The organism is Acidocella sp., from assembly GCF_028687955.1.
Lineage (GTDB): Bacteria > Pseudomonadota > Alphaproteobacteria > Acetobacterales > Acetobacteraceae > Acidocella.
Map to the genome: position 1 here is coordinate 1 of NZ_JAQTZC010000012.1, position 16029 is coordinate 16029.

Annotated in this window: 13 protein-coding genes, 1 tRNA gene and 1 pseudogene; 6 read left to right on the forward strand and 9 right to left on the reverse strand. The window is 65.6% G+C overall.

The window, feature by feature from the left end; translation table 11 throughout:
* On the reverse strand, nucleotides 1–124 hold a 124-nt coding region (locus PHE40_RS02795; RefSeq protein ID WP_299957788.1), incomplete at its 3' end, for a ParA family protein.
* A 64-nt stretch (nucleotides 125–188) separates the two neighbouring features.
* Between PHE40_RS02795 and PHE40_RS02800 the strand changes: the two genes are divergently transcribed.
* The 5 genes and pseudogenes from PHE40_RS02800 to PHE40_RS02815 all read left to right on the forward strand — a co-directional run bounded on the left by PHE40_RS02800 (nucleotide 189) and on the right by PHE40_RS02815 (nucleotide 7205).
* Nucleotides 189–1523, forward strand: coding sequence for an NAD(P)H-hydrate dehydratase (locus PHE40_RS02800; protein WP_299957710.1), 1335 nt, complete (start codon nucleotides 189–191; stop codon nucleotides 1521–1523).
* Between the two features lie 187 nt (nucleotides 1524–1710).
* A pseudogene (locus PHE40_RS10955) lies at nucleotides 1711–1854 on the forward strand (RcnB family protein); the annotation flags it as partial.
* A 76-nt stretch (nucleotides 1855–1930) separates the two neighbouring features.
* Nucleotides 1931–4294, forward strand: a complete 2364-nt coding sequence (locus PHE40_RS02805) for a transketolase (RefSeq protein ID WP_299957713.1) — start codon at nucleotides 1931–1933, stop codon at nucleotides 4292–4294.
* Nucleotides 4291–5325, forward strand: a complete 1035-nt coding sequence (locus PHE40_RS02810; RefSeq protein WP_299957716.1) for an acyltransferase — start codon at nucleotides 4291–4293, stop codon at nucleotides 5323–5325. Before PHE40_RS02805 ends, PHE40_RS02810 begins: the two co-directional genes overlap by 4 nt.
* Nucleotides 5326–5738: 413 nt before the next feature.
* Nucleotides 5739–7205, forward strand: coding sequence for a glycosyltransferase family 39 protein (locus PHE40_RS02815; RefSeq protein ID WP_299957719.1), 1467 nt, complete (start codon nucleotides 5739–5741; stop codon nucleotides 7203–7205).
* A gap of 27 nt (nucleotides 7206–7232) precedes the next feature.
* Here PHE40_RS02815 and PHE40_RS02820 read toward each other — a convergent pair whose 3' ends face one another.
* From PHE40_RS02820 to cydD, 3 genes are all read right to left on the reverse strand, one after another.
* On the reverse strand, nucleotides 7233–7688 hold the full coding sequence (locus tag PHE40_RS02820; RefSeq protein ID WP_299957722.1) for an Hsp20 family protein: 456 nt from the start codon (nucleotides 7686–7688) through the stop codon (nucleotides 7233–7235).
* Between the two features lie 155 nt (nucleotides 7689–7843).
* Complete coding sequence (cydC, locus tag PHE40_RS02825) at nucleotides 7844–9472, reverse strand: thiol reductant ABC exporter subunit CydC (RefSeq protein WP_299957725.1); 1629 nt, start codon at nucleotides 9470–9472, stop codon at nucleotides 7844–7846.
* Nucleotides 9469–11157, reverse strand: coding sequence for a thiol reductant ABC exporter subunit CydD (cydD, locus tag PHE40_RS02830; RefSeq protein ID WP_299957728.1), 1689 nt, complete (start codon nucleotides 11155–11157; stop codon nucleotides 9469–9471). Before cydD ends, cydC begins: the two co-directional genes overlap by 4 nt.
* Before the next feature lie 101 nt (nucleotides 11158–11258).
* Between cydD and panC the strand changes: the two genes are divergently transcribed.
* On the forward strand, nucleotides 11259–12083 hold the full coding sequence (gene panC / locus PHE40_RS02835) for a pantoate--beta-alanine ligase (RefSeq protein WP_299957731.1): 825 nt from the start codon (nucleotides 11259–11261) through the stop codon (nucleotides 12081–12083).
* Here panC and PHE40_RS02840 read toward each other — a convergent pair.
* The 5 genes from PHE40_RS02840 to PHE40_RS02860 all read right to left on the reverse strand — a co-directional run bounded on the left by PHE40_RS02840 (nucleotide 12080) and on the right by PHE40_RS02860 (nucleotide 15865).
* Entirely contained in the window at nucleotides 12080–13519 is a 1440-nt protein-coding gene (locus tag PHE40_RS02840) for a hypothetical protein (protein ID WP_299957734.1), read from the reverse strand. The genes panC and PHE40_RS02840 overlap by 4 nt on opposite strands.
* The gene (locus PHE40_RS02845; RefSeq protein WP_299957737.1) at nucleotides 13519–14247 is read right to left on the reverse strand and encodes an ABC transporter ATP-binding protein; all 729 of its coding nucleotides are present in this window, start codon (nucleotides 14245–14247) and stop codon (nucleotides 13519–13521) included. The genes PHE40_RS02840 and PHE40_RS02845 overlap by 1 nt, the downstream gene beginning before the upstream one ends.
* Nucleotides 14248–14283: 36 nt before the next feature.
* A tRNA-Pro gene (locus PHE40_RS02850) sits at nucleotides 14284–14360 on the reverse strand.
* An 88-nt stretch (nucleotides 14361–14448) separates the two neighbouring features.
* The gene (locus PHE40_RS02855) at nucleotides 14449–15150 is read right to left on the reverse strand and encodes a CBS domain-containing protein (RefSeq protein WP_299957739.1); all 702 of its coding nucleotides are present in this window, start codon (nucleotides 15148–15150) and stop codon (nucleotides 14449–14451) included.
* A 61-nt stretch (nucleotides 15151–15211) separates the two neighbouring features.
* A complete protein-coding gene (locus PHE40_RS02860) occupies nucleotides 15212–15865 on the reverse strand; it encodes a helix-turn-helix domain-containing protein (RefSeq protein ID WP_299957741.1) in 654 nt (217 codons plus the stop codon).
* Between the last annotated feature and the right edge of the window lie 164 nt (nucleotides 15866–16029).

Sequence of the window (16029 nt, forward strand, 5' to 3'; positions counted from 1 at the left end):
CCTGCGGGTCAATGTCCAGCGCCGCCACGCGCGCGCCTTCTGCCAGGGCCACTGCCAGCTGGGTGGCCAGCATGGTCTTGCCAGCACCGCCTTTCTGCTGTGCAACCGCAATCACTTTACCCATATACATAAGCCTCCTTGATGAAAGAGACTTAACCGCAGTTTTTTGCGAAAGGCCAAGGATATTTATGGACGAGCTGCTGACACCGGCGGAGATGGGGCGCGCCGACGCCCTAGCTGGCAACGCGCGGGCGCTGATGGATGCCGCCGGACGGGCGGTGGCGCGCGCGGTGCGGCTGCGATATGCCCCCTGCCCCACGCTGGTGCTGGCCGGCCCCGGCAATAACGGCGGTGATGGCCATGTGGCGGCTGCATATCTACGCCAGGCAGGCTGGGCGGTGCGGGTGCGCGCCTGGAACGAGGCGAGCGTGGCCGAGGTCGAGCGCGCGGCGCTGGTGATCGACGCGATTTTCGGCGCTGGGCTGGCGCGCGATATCGCCCCGGAGGTGGCGGCGCTGCTGCGCGCGGCCAGACGCCTGGTGGCGGTGGATGTTCCCTCCGGCCTGGACGGCGCCACCGGCGCGGTGCGCGGCTATGCGCCGCAGGCCGAACTCACGGTCACGTTTTTCCGCGCCAAGCCGGGACATTATCTCTACCCCGGCCGCGGGTTGTGCGGGGAGCTGGCGCTGCGCGACATTGGCCTGCCCGCAACGGTGCTGGAAGAGATAAAGCCGCAAACCTGGTTGAACAGCCCAGCGCTGTGGTGTTTGCCCGCCCGCGCGCCAACCGCGCACAAATACGCCGCCGGGGATGTAACCGTGCTGTGCGGCACCATGCCGGGTGCGGCGCGGCTGGCCTGCGCGGGGGCGCGGCGCGCGGGGGCGGGCATGGTTACGTTGGCGGCCGATGCGCCGTTTATTCCGCCCGAGGCCGGGTTGATTGTGCGCGCCGAACCGCTGGAGGCGTTGCTGCGCGACACACGGCGCAGGGTGTGGGTCTGTGGGCCGGGACTCGGGAAACAAGCCGGCGAGAAACTGGCGCAGCTGCTGGCCGCCGGGCGCACGGTTGTGGCTGATGCGGATGCGCTGACCGCCTGTGCCGGCGCGCCTGAAAAATTACGCGGGGCAGCGGTCATCACCCCGCATGAGGGCGAGTTCAACCGCGTGTTTGGGCCGCTGCGGCAGGACCGGCTGAGCGCCGCGCGCGCGGCCGCGCGGCATACGGGGGCGGTGACGGTGCTGAAAGGGGCGGATACGATCATCGCCGCGCCGGACGGCCGCGCCGCGATCAACGCCAACGCGCCATCGTATCTGGCCAGCGGCGGCACCGGCGATGTGCTGGCGGGACTCATCGCCGCCGTGCTGGCCCAGGAGATGCCCGCTTTCGAGGCAGCCTGCGCCGCGGTGTGGCTGCATGGCGCGGCGGCCAGCGAGGCCGGACCCGGCATGCTCGCCGAGGATCTGCCCGCAAGGCTGGGGCCGCTGATGGCTGCATTGCGGAAGGAAAGCTGGATCGAGCCGTAAATATTTTTTTACACAAAACTGCCGACGGCATGTGGCCGCCATCATCAACCGCTCTGATGCAATCGCAGCCATCACCGCGACAAGCCCGGACTGCTAAAGATCATATACAGCACAAGGATTAAAGTCTCATGAAACGGCTTTATTTCAGCAGTTTTGGCGCCGGGGCGAGCTTTTCGACAGGCGCGGCGTAGCGGTTTACGATTGGCGCTACTACCATCTGACCCCGCCGCCCCATGGTTATGAATGGGTCCAGGATAATGGCCAGTTCGTGCTGGTGGCTATCGCGACCGGCATTATCGTTGAAGTGATCCTGAACGCGCTGAGCCACTAACCGCCCGGCAAAGCATATCCGGCGCCATGGGAGATACATGATTCCCATGGCGGCGGCTTTGCTCTAGACTCAGCCCATGAATGAAATTCGGCCGGTGAAACCGGAACTCGCGGGGTTGGAAACATTGGCGGCCATTGAGCGGAAGCTGCTCTGGCTGTCCTCGTGGATGATCCATAACGCCAACCATTTGCGGCCGAATCGCGACGGCCTGAAGGTCGGCGGGCATCAGGCGTCCTGCGCCTCCGTCACCTCCATTATGGCGGCGCTGTATTTTGACAGCCTGCGCCCGCAGGACCGCGTGGCCGTGAAGCCGCATGCCGGGCCGGTGCTGCATGCCATCAACTACCTTTTTGGCCGCCAGAGCGTGGAACAGATGGCGGGGCTGCGCCAGTTTGGCGGCGCGCAGGCGTATCCATCGCGCACCAAGGACGGCCCGGAGATCGATTTTTCCACCGGCTCGGTCGGCCTTGGCGTGGCGATGACCAGCTTCACCTCGCTGATGCAGGATTATGTGCGCGCGCATGCCATGGTGGACCCCGCCACCCCGCGCGGGCGGCAAATCGCCATCGCGGGCGATGCGGAGCTGGACGAGGGCAATATCTACGAGGCCCTGCTGGAGGGCTGGAAGCACGATGTCCGCGATGTGTGGTGGGTGGTGGACTACAACCGCCAGAGCCTCGATTCGGTGATGCCCGACCGGCTGTTCGGCCGGTTCGAGGGGTTGTTCCGCGACATGGGCTGGCGCGTGGTGATGCTGAAATATGGCAAGCGGCTGGAGGCGGCGTTCGCGCGGCCGAGCGGGGGCGCGCTGCGCAACTGGGTGGATGCCTGCCAGAACTCGACCTATTCGGCGCTGACCTTCCAGGGCGGCGCGGCCTGGCGGCAGGCGATCCTCGCGGATCTGGCCAAAAACCGCGGCGTGCGCGCCATTATCGATCCGTTGAGCGACGCCGAACTCGGCGCGCTGATGACCAACCTCGCCGGGCACGACCTGGGCAGCCTGACCCAGGCGTTCCGCGCCGCTGCGCAGTCCAGCCAGCCGACGGTGTTCCTCGCCTATACCATCAAGGGCATGGGCCTGCCCTTTGCCGGGCATAAGGACAACCACGCCGGCATGATGACGGTGGAGCAGATGGACTCCTTCCGCGCCGCCATGCACATCCGCCCCGGGCATGAATGGGACCGTTTCGAGGGGCTGGCCGAGCCGCGGGCGGTGGAGAATTTCATCAACAGCGCGCCCTATGCCACGCCGCTGACCCCAAATGGCCGCCGCCTGCCCGCCGCCACCGTGCCGGTTCCCCCCGTGCTGCCGCAGCCGCGCATCATTGGCCGGCGCATGAGCACACAGGCCGGGTTTGGCGAAATCCTCTCCGAGATCGGCCGCGCGCAGGGCGAGACGGCCGAAATGTCGCGCCGCATCGTCACCATGAGTCCGGATGTCGCGGTTTCCACCAACCTCGGCCCCTGGATCAACCGGCGCGGCGTGTTTGACCGGCACACCCGCGAGGATGTGTTCCGCGACGGCAAGCTGGCCAGCGCGCAACGCTGGGGCACCAATCCACAGGGGCAGCATATCGAGCTTGGCATCGCCGAGCAGAACCTCTTCCTGCTGCTCGGCGCGGCCGGGTTGTCGCACGATCTCAACGGCACGCGGCTGCTCCCCGTCGGCACGGTGTATGATCCGTTCGTGAACCGCGGCCATGATGCGCTGTTCTATGCCTGCTATCAGGATGCGCGGTTTCTGCTCATCTCCACCCCCAGCGGCATAACCCTGGCGCCCGAGGGCGGGCAGCACCAGGCCACCAACACGCCGCTGCTGGCCATCGTGCAGGACCGGCTGGCGAGCTTCGAGCCCGCCTATTGCGACGAACTGGCGATTTTGCTGCGCCACGCCTTCGAGCATATGCAAAAGCCCGAAGGCTCGGCCGTGTGGCTGCGGCTCTCCACCCAGGTGCTCACGCAGCCCGAGCGCAAGCTGAATGCCGCGCATGTGATCGCAGGCGGGCATTGGGTGGTGCCGCCCGCGCCCGGTGCCGGCATCGCTATCGCCACCCAGGGCGCGGTGGCGGGCGAGGCGGAAAAAGCCTTCGCCATGTTGCGCGAGGATGTGCCTGAAGCCGGGTTGCTCGCCATCACCAGCCCTGACCGGCTGTATGCCGGATGGCGCGCGGCCCAGCGCCAGCGCCGCCAGGGGGTCCATGCCAGTTCGCACATCGAAGATCTGCTGGCCCCGCTCGCGCCCGGCGCCGCGCTGGTGAGCGTGCTGGATGGCCATCCGGCGGCCCATGCCTGGCTCGGCGGCGTGCGCGGCAACCGGATCATGGCGCTGGGACCGGACCGTTTTGGCCAGTCGGGCGACATCACCGATCTCTACCGCGAATATGAGATCGACGCGGCGGCGATTCTGGACGCCTGCGCGGAAGGCCTGCTCGGAATTTGAAAAAATCCGTATCGAGCGCACCGGCGCACCGGCTGGGCTCACTGGAGCTTGGCCGGTTGATTGCCGCCAGCCTGGTCATGGTCTCGCATCTGGTCAGCCTGGATGCCGCCCCCGGCCCGCTCGGCGTGCAATATTTCTTCGTGCTCAGCGGCTTCGTGATGATCACCGCGCATCATGGCGATTTCGGCCGCTGGCGCGGGCCGCTCAAATTCTGGTGGCGGCGGATCTGCCGGATCTACCCGCTCTACTGGCTGATGCTGCTGCCGGTGATGTTCTACTATTACCACGGCCTGGCCCCGGCTGGCACCAACTGGGCGCTGTTCGCGCTGACACCGCGCGTGGTGAACGACCTGATCCCCCCGGCGTGGACGCTGCGTTTCGAGGTCGCGTTCTACATCATGTTCGGCCTTTGCCTGATCCCCCATGTGGGCCGGGTTATCCTCGCCGGTTGGGTGCTCAGCGTGCTCTGGCTGCTGGTGCCGATCCACGTGTTCCGTTTTTTCCACATCCACCGCTACAACATCATGTTCCTGCGCGCGGTCGGGCTCAACAATCACTTTATATCGGTTTTTGAACTCTATTTCTTCGCCGGGCTGCTTGGCGGTTGGCTGCTGATAAAGTCACGCCCCAGCATCGTGTTGGCGCTGGCAGGGCTGCTCACCGGCGGCGCGCTGATGTTCATGAAGCTCCGGGTCACGCAATGGGGGTATGTGTATCCGGGGCCGATTAATCTCGCGGTGTTATCGCTGGGCTATGCCGGGGTGATGTTCGGCCTCGCCATGCTGGAGCGTTGCGGCGTCTTCCATCTGGGCAAATGGGCGGCCTGGGCCGGCGCCATCTCGTATCCGCTGTATATTTCGCATTCGCCGCTGCTGTTGGCGGCCGATAAACTGCTGCCAGCGCATCTGCGCACGAATATTCTGGTGGAGGGCGTGTTGCTGCTGTTGATCTACGCCGTAGCGATCTGGCTGGCGTTCAACGTGGACCGACCGCTGCAACGCATGCTGCGCCGGGGTTATAAAAACGCCTGACTCCTGCCGAAAAACTTCTGCTATAACTGCATAAAAAGGCGAAGTGTCCTGGTTGAAAAAAACCAAAATGCCGGGTGACTCACCCTTGGCCGCTGCGGCTGATGCGTTGGCTGAAAGGGATGGCCATTGTGATGATGATTGGCAGTGGCTGGCAGATTTATGATGCCTCGCCGCTGTTCGATCCGCACACGCTGGCGCCGACCTTCCGGGCCGGCCAGATCACTAGAGCCTGATTGGCTTAAGTGTGATCAGGCTCTGGTTATTTTTCTGAGGGCGATTCACGCTTTCGGCTCGCTCAGCTGAGCGAACCTCAAACGATCGCGCTCTAACCTGCCGTGCGTCAACGCCTCTGGAATTTCCGTTCCCGGCCCCGCCGCTTGCCAAGCCCGCCCCGCCGCGCCATGCAAACGGGCATGAAGAACACCATCATCGTCGTGCTGCTGGCCACCACACTGCGCCTTATCTTCGCCCGCTATACCGGGCTTGGAATTGATGAAAGTTACATGGTGGCGGCCAGCCATCAGTTTGCCATCTCGTATTTTGACCATCCCCTGGCCTCCTGGTGGCTGGAACTGGGCAGCCGGTGGCTGTTTGGCAGCGCCAGCCCGATTGTGGTGCGGCTGCCGTTCATCATGCTGTCGGCCGTGTCCTCCTGGCTGCTCTACCTGCTCACAACACGGCTTTACGGCGCGCGGGCGGGGTTCTGGGCGGTGGTGGCCTATAATATCTCACCCGTGTTCTCGCTTGCCTTCGGCAGCTGGGTGCTGCCCGATGGCCCGCTGGATGCCGCCCTGCTGGCCGCCGCCTATGCGTTGAGCCGCGCGCTGGGTGTGGCCGATGGCGAGGCCGAGCCGCAGACGCGCTGGTGGGCGGCGGCGGGGTTTTTCGCCGGGCTGGCGATGTTGAGCAAATACAGCGCCGCGCTGGTTCTGCTGGGGGCGGTGTTCGTGCTCCTGACAGACCCGAAAGCGCGCCCACAACTGCGCCACGCGGCTCCGTGGGGGGCGGGCATGCTGGCGGTGCTGATGTTCACACCCGTGCTGTACTGGAACGCGCGGCACGGCTGGCAGTCATTTGACTACCAGAGCGGGCGGGCGCTGGGACTGCGGCTGCATCCGCTCGCGCCATTGAGCATCTGGGGCGGCGAGGCGTTGTTCGTGCTGCCCTGGCTGTGGCTGCCGATGATGGGGCTGCTGCTGCGCGCGCTGCGGCGCGGGCCAGCAGAGCGGCGCGGCTGGATGCTGAGCTGCCTGGCGATTTTACCGGTGGTGCTGTTCTCGGTGGTCAGCATCTGGTCCTCCACCCGCATCCTCTACCATTGGGCGGCGCCCGGATATTTGCTGCTGTTGCCAATGCTCGGCCACTGGGCCGCCGGATGGCGCCCGCGCTGGCGCAATGGAATCGCCCTATTTTCAGCCTTGCTGCTGGCAAGCACCGCCATGCTGATCGCCGCCGAGGTAAGCTTCGCCGTGATCCCCTACTCCGCGATCCCCGCCAAGCCAGGAAAATCGCCCTTGCTGCAGGCGGTGGACTGGGATTCAATCGCCCCTGAAATTCCACCCGGCATCAATGCGGTGGCTGCCTTGCGTTGGTATGACGCGGGAAAAATCGGCTACGCCCTACGCGGCCGTTCCACTATTGTTACGGTTTTTGGCGCCGATCCACATGAATTCGGTGATAGCGCGCCACCATTCTCATTGCTGGGGAAAAATGTTCTGCTTATCGCGATGCCAGGCAACGCCACAAAAATCAGCGCGTTCTACGCACCATATTTCAAGAGTTTGGTGCCAGGACCGACGCTGACCGTGATGCACCACGGCCAGCTCCTGCTCGCAATCCCGAGTTTTATCGGCACTGATCTGGTTGCGGTTCCAAAATAGAGGGGGCGCAAGCCCCCTCCGCCGTTATCAAGCCGCCTGCGGCAATTCCACCGCGGCGCCACCCGCCTTGGTCGAATCGACAACCGCGATGCGGCGCGGCTTCGCCGATTCCGGCACCACGCGCCGGATCGCCACATGCAAAAGTCCGTTGGCGATATCTGCGCCTTCCACAACCATATGGTCAGCCAGCACAAACCGGCGGGTGAACGCGCGCGCCGCGATGCCGCGATGCAGGAACTCGCCCTTCGCCGCGGTTTCAGCCAGCCGGCCGGAAACGATCAGCGCGTTATCCTTCACCGTCAACTCGATATCCTCCGCCGAGAATCCTGCGACCGCAAGGCTGAGGCGGTAGGATTCCTCGCCGGTTTTCTCAATATTGTAAGGTGGGTAAGCCCCCGCGTCCTGCGGGATGGTGTCGGCCAGCCGCGCCAGACGGTCAAAGCCGATCGCGGTACGGAATAAGGGTGCAAAATCGTAAGTCATGAGGAAACCTCCTGAAGCAAGCAAGGTTAAAATGTTTTCCGGCTCCCATCTGGCAAACCGGTTAGGCGATTGCCCGGACCCTCGGTGAGGCGCCCAGGCAATGAGTATTATAGGAAAATTTTTTGCGCTTCAAGATTTTTTTCCGCAGCGCGCGCTCAACCCGCCGCCGCCATCAATATACCGCCGGTCAGCCGCCAGATACGATCAAGCTGTTCCGCGCCAGTGAGGCGATGAGCAATCAGCACCACGGTGCGGCCCTGCGTGGCGGTGTTGAGCACCTTCATGAACTCGGTCTCGGTATCGGCATCTAGCCCGGCGCAGGGTTCGTCCAGCAAGAGGATCGGCGCCTCGGAGAGCAGCGTGCGCGCCAGCGCCAGCCGACGTCCCTGACCGCCGGAGAGATTCTGCCCGCCCTCACCCAGCCAGGTATCCAACCCCGCGGGCAGGCTCATGATGGTTTGCGCCAGCTGCGCTGCCTCCAGCGCCGCCCATAGCTTTTCCTCACTCGCCGCGGGGTCGCCCAGCAACAGATTGTTGCGGATGGTATCAGCGAACAAATGCGTGGTCTGGCCGAGATACGCGATGCGGTGGCGCACCGCCTCGGACGGCAGCGCGGCAAGATCCGCCGTGCCCAGACGTATCTGCCCGCGCAACGGAGCCACGAGCTTGAGCAAAAGCGCCGCGATGGTGGATTTTCCCGCACCCGAAGGGCCAAGGATGGCGGTGCGCGACCCGGCCGGCAGTTGCAACGAGAGATTCTCGAACACGAAGGGCAGGTCATCGGCGTAACGGAAGCTGACATGCTCGAAGGCGATCGCGTTGCCGACGGGCATCGGCACGGGTTTGGCCGGCTCGGGCACCTGCGGCGGCGCGGTCGCGGCTTGCACCACCCGGGCGGCGGCGGCGCGCGCCTGTCCGTAAAGCAAGCCAGCGCGCGGCAGGCCGAGCACGCTCTCAAACACCGTGATGAGCACGAAAACAACAATGACGGCAAACACCGGCGCCCCGGCCAAGCCGATGAGCATGGCCAGCAGCAGCCCCGCCTGCGCGACGAAATAGGCCAGGGCGTTGAGTGCGCTGGTCTGCCCCGCCAGTTCGCGCTGCGCCGCCAGATACGCGGCCTCGCGCGCCTGCACGGCGGCGAGCATCCGCCCCTCGGCGGCATAGATCTTCACCTCACGCAGGCCCGAGAGCGCATCCAGCGCGGCGCTGCGCAGGCCAGACATCGCCAGCCCCGCGCGAACACCGTTTTGCCCCGCCGCACGCGCCGCCAGCACGGGCAGATAGAACGCGACAAAGCCAAACGGCAGAAGCACAACCAGCGCCCAGGGTTGCGCGCGCCAAAGCAGCACCGCCAGCACGGGGGTAAGCAGCACGGCGCCCAGCAGGGGTAGGAAAATCCGCAGGAACAAACCGTCCAGCGCGTCGACATCATTGACCAGCCGGGCCAGCGCATCGCCCGCGCGCCGGTAGCCCAACCCCCCGGCGGCGCTGCGCGCGAGGCCGGTGAACAACCAGATGCGCAAGCCCGCCAGGGCGCGGAACGTCGCCTCATGCGTGAAGACACGCTCCAGATAACGCAACACGACCCGCGCCGCGCCAATATATTGCAGCACCGCCGGCACCAGCACCCCGCCGCCCAGCAGGGAGAGCGCGATATAACGGCCTGATGCCCCCATGAGTGCCAGCCCCGCCGCGAGCGCCGCCACGAACAACGCCGCGCCGAGGAGCATCCACCCCTTCTGGCGCCGCCACAGCAGAAAGATCCGCGACACCGGGCTCATGCCAGCTCCTCGAGCTTGCGCGCATGGCGCAGCGAGTCCAGATCCAGCCGCTTGGCCCCGGAATTACGCGCGAACTCCACCGCAATGGCCGAATGCGTGGCCATGATCACGGTGCGCCCGGTAGCCAGCCGCTTGATGCTCTCCAGCACCTCGCGCTCCACCGCGGGGTCGAGATGCGCGGTCGGCTCATCAAGCAGCAGCAGGGGCGCATCCTTCAGAAACGCGCGGGCAATGGCAATGCGCTGCGCCTGCCCGCCCGAAAGGCCGAACCCGCCCTCGCCCAGCGGCGTTTTTATGCCCTCAGGCAGCGCATCTATCAGCTCGGAGAGCTGCGCATTGCGGATCGCCTCGGCGATGTCCTCGCCCGCCGCCTCGGGCCGGGCGAAGCGGATGTTCTCCTCGATGGTGCCCGCGAAAATCATCGGCTTCTGGCCGATCCAGGCCAGCATTTTGGTGCGCGCGGCGGGGACCAGCTCCGGCAGGTCGACGCTGTTGATGGTCACCCGGCCGGAATCCGGCGCGATGAAGCCGAGGATCAGATCCATGACGGTCGATTTCCCAGCGCCCGAGGCGCCGGTGAGCAGCAATATCTCCCCGCTGGCGGCGCGGAAGGAGAGATGTTCCAGCACCGGACCGCGCGCGCGATCCCAGGTGAAGGAGACATCCTCGAACGCCAGGGTCAACCCGTTCGCGGCGACGCTGCGGATCTCCGCAGCGGGCACCGGGGCCGGCGGGGCCGGCAGCGCGCAAAACGCGTCGGCCACAGCCTCGGCGGCCATGCGGTCTGCATACACAGCGGAGAACGCCCGCAGCGGCGCGAAGAATTCCGGCACCAGCAGCAGAACGAACAGGGCCGTGGGCGCCAAGGCAGGGTCGTGGCGCAGCGGCCCGGCGAAACGCAATACAATGATAACCAGCGCCGCCGCCGCCGCCAGGTCCAGCGCCGTGGAAGAGAGAAACGCCACGCGCAGCACGCGCATGGTGCGCTGGCGCAACTCGCGCGCCGCCGCCGCCAGGGCGTTTGCCTCATCGGCCGCGCGGCCGGCCAGAACAATGGTGGAAATGCCGCGAATCCGGTCCAGAAAGCGGGTTTGCAACCGCGTGAGGGCAATGAACTGCCGTTTGGCGGCCACACCCGCGCCAATGCCGGCCACCGCCATGGCAAAGGGCACCAGCAGCCCGGCGGTGAGCAGAACCGCGCCCGCGCGCCAATCCACCCAAAGCACCACCAGCCCTACCAGCGCCGGGCCGATCACCGCCAGCGCGGTCGCCGGTATCCAGCGCGCGTGCAGGCCCTCCATCGCCTCCACTCGGTCAACCGCCGTGGCGGCGAGATCGCCTGAATGCTTGCCGCGCAAGCCCACAGGGCCCAGCGCCAGAATTGTGGACAGCACTGTGTTGCGCAGCCGCCGCCGCGCTGCCGCCCCACGCTCGAAACCCAGCCGCTCCGCCTGCATGCCGGCGGCCGCGCGCAAGGCGGCAAAAACGATGAACCCCGTGGCATAAAGCGCAACCAGCACCCCGCGCGGCGCCAGATGCAGCACGGCTGCCAGCAAATAGGCGGCGCACCAGGCCTGGCCGATGCCAAGCGCCACTTGCCCCGCCCCCAATAGAACCGGCAGGCGCGCGGCCGTCTTTCCGCGTTTCTGCTCCGCCCGCACCCATGCTTTTGTATCTGCGCTCATGCTCCCGAGATAGCCGCTGCGGACCCCACTGCAAAGGGCGTTCCCCAAACAGTCATGCGCGGCACTGGACGCGCGGCGCAAAATCGTCAAAACCGCCGGGCATGAAAATCGCCCGGACCCTGACAGAGCTGCAAGCGGCCACCAAAACCCTGGGAGAAACCGCCTTCGTGCCAACCATGGGCGCGTTGCACCGCGGACATTTATCGTTGCTGGAGGCGGCCAAGACCGGCGGGCGGCCGGTTGTGGCCAGCATCTTCGTCAACCCGGCGCAGTTCGGCCCGAACGAGGACTATAACCGCTACCCGCGTGATGAGGCGGGCGATCTCGCCCAGTTGGAAGCCTCCGGCTGCGATCTGGTCTGGCTGCCAGATGTCCCCACCATGTACCCGGCGCACGCCGCCACCACCATCCACGTTGCAGGCCCGGCCACGCGCTGGGAGGGGGTGGCCCGCCCGGCGCATTTCGCCGGCGTCGCCACGGTGGTCGCCAAGCTGTTTGGCCAGATCCGCCCGGCCGCCGCCTATTTCGGCGAGAAGGACTGGCAGCAGGTGCAGGTGGTCTCACGCATGGTGGAAGACCTGCTGTTGCCCGTGAAGATCGTCCCGGTGCCGATCGCCCGCGATGCCGACGGCCTCGCCCTCTCCTCGCGCAACCGTTTCCTGCTGCCGCCCGAACGCGCCGCGGCTCCCGCGCTCTACGCGGCGCTGACCAAGGCGGCAACGCAAATCGTGGCCGGCAAGGACGTGGCGGCGACACTCCATAATGCTCGGCACGGCATGGCGGCGGCCGGGATGGTGCCCGATTATGTGGCGCTGGTGCATGCGCATTCGCTGGAACCGCTGGCCGCCCTGGCCCCACCGGCCCGGCTGATCGCCGCCGCCAAGCTCGGCCATGTCCGCCTGCTGGATAACGTGCCGGTCGCCTAACCCTGCCCCGGCGACAGCCAGCCAAGCGCGTGCGGCGCCACCAACAGCCACACCGCGAGCGACCACACACTGCTCACGCCCACGCCCAGGATCAGCCCCAGTACCGTGCCGGTCTGCGCCTTGCCAAAATCAGCCCGCATCAGCGGGATCGGCAGGCGCAGGCCAAGCGCCAGATTACTCACCAGCACCCCCGCCATGCTTGGCAGCAGATCCGCCAGCAAGGCGGCATCGCGCGCCAGCACGCCGATGACCGGCAGCGCCATCAGCACCAGCGTGGCACAACCCGCCGCCGCCACCGCACCGCGCCGCAGCAAGACAGGCGCCACCGGCGCACTGGCCGCCAATTCCGGTGATTCATCAGACCCCACCATCACCGAGATGAAGAACAGCGCCAGCTGGCCCGCGAGAAACACCAGCAGCGGCGCCACCACCTCTACCCCGCCGCCCACCCGCAGCCCGCCGGCCAGGATCATCACCACCGGCACCAACGTCAGCGAGCGATACACCGTCTGCGTCACCACACCGGGAAATCGCGTGAGCAGGCGCAGGTTTTTCATCAGCACGGCGGCAAACGGGCTGGCGCGGAACGCCCCGCCCTGGCGCACCGCGCTGCCGCCGGGGCGATAGGCGGCGGCGGTTATGGCGCCTGAGGCGAAACGTCCGTCCAGCGCGGCCCAGACCAGCCAGAATACCGCGCCGCTGAAACCAATGCTCAGAGCCAGCGCCCAGGGTTGCCCGCGCAGCCCATTGGCGAAAACGTAGCGGAGCCCCTGCCCATCCCCGGCCGGCAACAGCGCCTGCCAGAAACGCCCCAAGGCAGCGGGGGACATAAAGCGCGGCGCCTGCCCGAGCGCGAATATGAAAACACCGGCCACCAGGGCCAGCATATGCCCGGCCCGGCGGGCCCGTTTTGGCCCTGTCCATCCAACCAGCAGCACCACCAGCGCAAAGGCCAGCGCCGCCACCACCAGCGCCTCGGCCAGCAACATCGGGTAAATTGCCAGCGCCCAGGTCTGGCCATAAACCGCCAGCGCATTCGCCAGCACGCCGCCCAGCAGCACCCAGGGCGCGGCCACGCTGCCCGCCACGCCCAGCATGCGCACCGCCAGCACCCGCCCCGGCGGAATTGGCGAGGCCAGCAGAAAATCCACATCCCCGCGCCCGTATAGCACGTCGATCGCCGATGTCATGGCGCGCGAAAGCATCAGCCAGAAGAAGAAAAACAGATTAAGATTCGCCACCAGCACCATCTGCCCCGGCGGCAGCGGATGGCGCACGATCTGCGCCGCCAGGACCAGCGCTACGCTCTGGAACATGAGGCCAACAACGAGCACCGGCGCCAGCACATATTTATGCGTGCGCACCAGAATGGAGCCGCGCCAGAGTACACGCCCCTCACGGAGGAGCAGCCAGGCGAATCCGGCCGGGCGGAACATCAGGGCGCCGTCAGCTGCAAAAACACATCCTCCAGCGAGCCGTGCGCCACCCCGGCCTGGCGTTGCAGCGCCGCCAGATCGCCTTCCGCCAGCAACCGCCCGCCCGCGATAATCCCGATCCGCGCCGCCAGCCGCTCGGCGACATCGAGGATATGCGTGGTGAGTATAACCGCCGCGCCAGCCCGCACACGCGCCTGGAGTATCTCCTTCACCAGCCGGGCGGAGGCGGCGTCCAGCCCGGTGAACGGCTCATCCAGCAATAAAAACCGCGGCTCGTGGATCAGCGCCGCCGCCAGCACGGTTTTCTGCTTCATCCCGCGCGAGAACCCCTCGCAACGCTCAAACCGGTGCGCCCACAGCCCCAGCGTCTCCAGCAGCGCCTCGGCGCGGCTTTTGGCCACCGCGGGGTCCACCCGCCACAGCCCGGTGACGAATTCGAGATATTCCATCGGGCTCAGCCGGTCGTAGAGCAGCGGCTCATCGGGCAGCCAGGCCATGATCGCCTTGGCCCCCAGCGGGTCTGCCAGCACATCGCGCCCGAACACGCAAACACTGCCCGCATCAGGGCGCATCAGCCCGGCGATGATCCGCAACGTCGTGGTTTTGCCCGCCCCGTTGGGCCCCAGCAAAGCGTAAAATTCACCCGGTGCGATGCTGAGGTCGAGCCCGGCGATGACCGGCCGGGCGAAGGATTTTCTCAATCCACGCACGCGTAATGCCTCGCTCATGCAAACCCGCCCGCGCTGAAATGAATGAAGCTGAATTGGTCGGAGCGGCGGGATTCGAACCCACGACCCCCAGTCCCCCAGACTGATGCGCTACCAGGCTGCGCTACGCTCCGACCGTGCGGGAGGCTGTAGCAACTATGTCCGGCGCTCACAAGCAACGAGCGACGAATTTCTTGCAACCCCATCCGCCGGTAAAAAACTTTATGGCGCGGGAAACGCCATGCCCGAAGCCGGATCGACGAACAGCAGCTTGTCCTCGACCTCTTTCACCCCCGGCGCGTTCTCTGCGATCACCACCACCGCCTGGCGCTCCTCATCGCTGAAAATAGTGCCTTCCAGCGTCACCTTCTTGGCATCCACCTTGACGCGAATGCCCGATTTAGGCGCCCAGCGGGCATGCTCCAGCTCGGCGCGGATGTAATTGCTGATCGCCTCGTCACTGGTGTTCTCCGGTGTCTCGATCAGCTTGCGGGCCAGGATGCGCAGCAGGTCGGTACGGCTGATCATGCCTACCAGCTTGCCGTTATCGAGCACCGGCAGGCGCTTGATATGTTTGCGCAGCATCAGATCCGCGGCTTCGGATAACTCCGCATCCGAGGTCACGAACACCGGATTATGCGTCATCACTCCGCTGACATGGCGGGCATGCGTGGCGACATAATCAGCCGCGACGGTGGAGGGCAGCAGTAACGTCTTCAGCCAGCCGGCCTGCTTGCCATCGGTGCCGATCTCGGCGCGGCGCAAAAGATCCCCCTCGCTGACAATGCCAACCAGCTTGCCTGCGTCATCAAGCACGGGCAGGCCGGTGAGCCGATTCGCAAGCATGATCCGCGCGGCATCGGCCACGGCCGTAGAAGGCCGCACAGACACCACATTTTTATTCATCAGCTCGGCAACCTTCATGATATCCTCCAATATATGAACGGATCATCCCAGGCCGGCCGGCGAGGCGCCATGACGCAGATCAAACTGCGGCTTCGGCGATTTCCGAGAGCGTGCGCGGACGGAGCAGAATAATTTCGTGGATGTTGGGAATGTCGATCATTCCATCGCGCTTAAGCTGGCTGAGCGAGCGCGACACGGTCTCGATCGTCAGCCCCAGGTAATCCGCAAGGTCAGTCCGAGAAAGGGGTAATTTCAGCACGGAATTGGCCGCAGGCAACCCGCCGGCGGGGCACATTTCCAGCCGCACCGCCCAGGAGAGCAGAAAGCTGGCGATCCGTTCAATCGCGGTCTTGCGCCCGAGCAACAGCATCTGCTGCTGCGCCAGCACCAGCTCATGCATGACCACGCCGAGGAGCTTGCGCTCGAGCACCGGCAACTCCTCGAACACCGCCATCAGACTGGCGCGGCTGAAACGGCAGAGCTTCACGCTATCCATCGCCTCGGCGGAGAATGCGTTGTCCTCACCCGCGGCAAGCCCCAGAAAATGCCCCGGCCCGGAAAAACCGGTGATCTGGCGGCGCCCATCTGGCAAGGATTTAAACAACCGCACGTTGCCCTGGTTTATATTGTAGAAATAGGCCGCCTTCTCGCCCTCTTCGACGAACACCGTGCCAGGAGCCAGGGTGATGCGCTGCGCCGAACGAGCCAAAAACGCGAGCTCGTCTTCGGTCAACGCCTCACACAACCCATTGTGGCGCGCCCCGCAATCCTCGCAGTTCGAAGGCGTAGGCCGATTCGCGAGATTAATTGCTATCGGGCGGCGAAACTCCGAAAGCTCATTTAAGATTGCCATGACCAAACCTTAACAAGGAACGCGGCCTTGATCCATATCAAAAA

Bases quoted from the DNA above. Each gene is read 5' to 3' on its own strand.
- PHE40_RS02800 (WP_299957710.1), top strand. From the start codon at position 189: ATGGACGAGCTGCTGACACCGGCGGAGATGGGGCGCGCCGACGCCCTA.
- PHE40_RS02855 (WP_299957739.1), bottom strand. From the start codon at position 15,150: ATGAAGGTTGCCGAGCTGATGAATAAAAATGTGGTGTCTGTGCGGCCT.
- PHE40_RS02840 (WP_299957734.1), bottom strand. From the start codon at position 13,519: ATGTTCCGCCCGGCCGGATTCGCCTGGCTGCTCCTCCGTGAGGGGCGT.
- cydC (WP_299957725.1), bottom strand. From the start codon at position 9,472: ATGAGCCCGGTGTCGCGGATCTTTCTGCTGTGGCGGCGCCAGAAGGGG.
- panC (WP_299957731.1), top strand. From the start codon at position 11,259: ATGAAAATCGCCCGGACCCTGACAGAGCTGCAAGCGGCCACCAAAACC.
- PHE40_RS02805 (WP_299957713.1), top strand. From the start codon at position 1,931: ATGAATGAAATTCGGCCGGTGAAACCGGAACTCGCGGGGTTGGAAACA.
- PHE40_RS02820 (WP_299957722.1), bottom strand. From the start codon at position 7,688: ATGACTTACGATTTTGCACCCTTATTCCGTACCGCGATCGGCTTTGAC.
- cydD (WP_299957728.1), bottom strand. From the start codon at position 11,157: ATGAGCGCAGATACAAAAGCATGGGTGCGGGCGGAGCAGAAACGCGGA.
- PHE40_RS02845 (WP_299957737.1), bottom strand. From the start codon at position 14,247: ATGAGCGAGGCATTACGCGTGCGTGGATTGAGAAAATCCTTCGCCCGG.
- PHE40_RS02815 (WP_299957719.1), top strand. From the start codon at position 5,739: ATGAAGAACACCATCATCGTCGTGCTGCTGGCCACCACACTGCGCCTT.